Genomic DNA, 2,060 nt, shown 5'->3' on the forward strand with positions numbered 1-2,060 from the left:
ACACCTCCAACCAGCGACCATCCGACAGACGAAGCGCGGGATCAGCAGCCGTCACCCGACTCTGAGGCACCACCTCCACCACACACAACCCCACCAACCCGGCCACGAGATCCTCCACCCCCGGAGTCGACCACGCAAAGGCGAGCGTCCCATCCGGGTTCACCACCCGCCATCCCCGCCCCGCAGCGAAGTTCCAGCCCTGACCCAGCAGGGTGACCCCCTGCCACGCAGCTCCCGTCCCTGTGATCTCCAGCTCACCCGCCTCCTTCACCCGCTCAGCGAGCTGCACCACCACCGGAGATCCAGGTTGCGGGCCCGACGCCGCCACCTCACGCAGGTGTGGGTACTTCTTCGCTGCCTGGGCGAAGGTCACATCCAACGCCCATCGCCTGGTCGTGGGCCACCCCATCACCGGCCCAAGCTCACGCAGCCAAGCCACGAACTCGCGGAACGCCTCCTCATTGTCAGGCGTCAACCCGAACAGGCCCCCTTTCGGGCTGCCATGCGAACCGTCCAGTCGCTCCACGATCTCCACGAACTCGTCACGATGCGCCACGAGAAACTCCACAGGCATCGCCCTCAAAGCCCGCATGACCGCCAACTCAGCCGACGCAGCCATCACCGTCGGCATGTCCCGGAACGCCTGCAACCCCATGGGCGAGCCACCCCTTGACCCTGCAGCCTCGTCCTCCAGATCAAGCCCCCGCAACTGCGGGTACGCCTCCACCAGATCCTGGTAGGTGAACCGGAAGGTGTCAGCCATCGAACCCGGCATACCGAAACGGGTCAACATCGGCTCAAGCCAAGCCGCAAACCGCAGCAACGCCCCCTCATTCCCGGGCCTGACCTCGAAGTACCCCCCACCCTGATGCGACTCGACCAGATCATCCACCACGGCACGAAACTCCGCCTCATGGTCAGCGATGTACTCCACCGGCATGCCCATGAGCGCCGACATCACCTCCAACTCCCGACCAATACCCATGATGGTCGGAAGATCCCGAAAATCCTCGAACTGCGCCATACGTCAACCTCCCAAGGAAGGGCTCCAGAAGTAAGGATTCGCCGAGCCTCCCGCCCTCAGCTGGCAACCCAGCTCCACCAAGCCAACGCTCCCAGAGCCTCCAACCTCGACTTCGAAGCCCCAAGGATGGTGTGCACGAACAACGCCGAGCCCAACCGCGTTGACTTCTTCTGGTGATTTCATCACGCCGTCATGCAAAGAATTCGATCGGCGCCCGATCGATGGCCATACGCATCTGCTCCTCGTTCACACAAGGCACGACAAGAACCCGATGAAGCCCCATGAAATGGCACTGCTCCAACTCCTCTGCGATGTCCTGTGAAAGCCGAACCGGGTCGTAGAAGGTGACAGCAACCACACGATCGCCAAGGCGCACCGAGGCGCCCCAGAAGACACCCTTGGCCTCAACCTCCCATGCATAGTCCTCAAAGTCAGCAGGCAGGGATAGCATCCGTTTCATCATTGGTAGCACTCGATTCTCGAAAGAAGTTCTCTGAACTGAACTGCATCCGCTGAGCCTCTCAGTACCCAACTCACCTGTTGCCCGCCCACTTCACTCCACAGGCCCGCCCGACTCCTGGGGCCACAACACAGAAAAGCGAGCAGCAACTCAAACCTTCAAGACCTGATTGATCCGCGCCACAACATCATCCATCGCCACCCTCAGCTCGGGCGAGAGTGACGGCTGCGCGTTTGTCGGGCGGGGTCCAGGACTCGGTCAATGTGCGCCACCACGTCATTCACCTGCGCTTGCAGCTCGGGCGCCAGCCCTGTGTGCAGGAGCTGGGTGAGCTCATGACGCACCCCCATCAGGATCTCGCCGCCTGTGGCCCCGGCCGCCACCACCTCGACAACCCGCGTCGCGACCTCACCCTGACCCTCGGTCCGGAGCGCATGCACCACGAGATCGATCTCCGGACACAGATCCCTCATGTCCATTCCGATGCGCTCGGGGCACCGGTGAAGACCCCCGAACCAATCCGCATGGTCCACGGGATCAGAGGATTCCCCGAGAACACCTCCAACCAGCGACCAT

Annotated in this window: 3 protein-coding genes; 1 reads left to right on the forward strand and 2 read right to left on the reverse strand. The window is 62.6% G+C overall.

All coding sequences use genetic code 11. The annotated features are described in order from the left end of the window. Together EII35_RS15315 and EII35_RS15320 are read right to left on the reverse strand one after the other, a co-directional pair. Nucleotides 1-1,024: hypothetical protein (locus tag EII35_RS15315; RefSeq protein ID WP_148098957.1), on the reverse strand; the 1,024-nt coding region annotated here is incomplete at its 3' end. A 190-nt stretch (nucleotides 1,025-1,214) separates the two neighbouring features. Next, entirely contained in the window at nucleotides 1,215-1,487 is a 273-nt protein-coding gene (locus EII35_RS15320; protein ID WP_125229321.1) for a hypothetical protein, read from the reverse strand. A 332-nt stretch (nucleotides 1,488-1,819) separates the two neighbouring features. Here EII35_RS15320 and EII35_RS15325 point away from each other — a divergent pair. Then, the coding region (locus EII35_RS15325; protein WP_148098958.1) for a hypothetical protein at nucleotides 1,820-2,060 on the forward strand (241 nt) is incomplete at its 3' end.

Origin of the sequence: Arachnia propionica, assembly GCF_003932785.1 — a bacterium.
GTDB lineage: Bacteria > Actinomycetota > Actinomycetes > Propionibacteriales > Propionibacteriaceae > Arachnia > Arachnia propionica_B.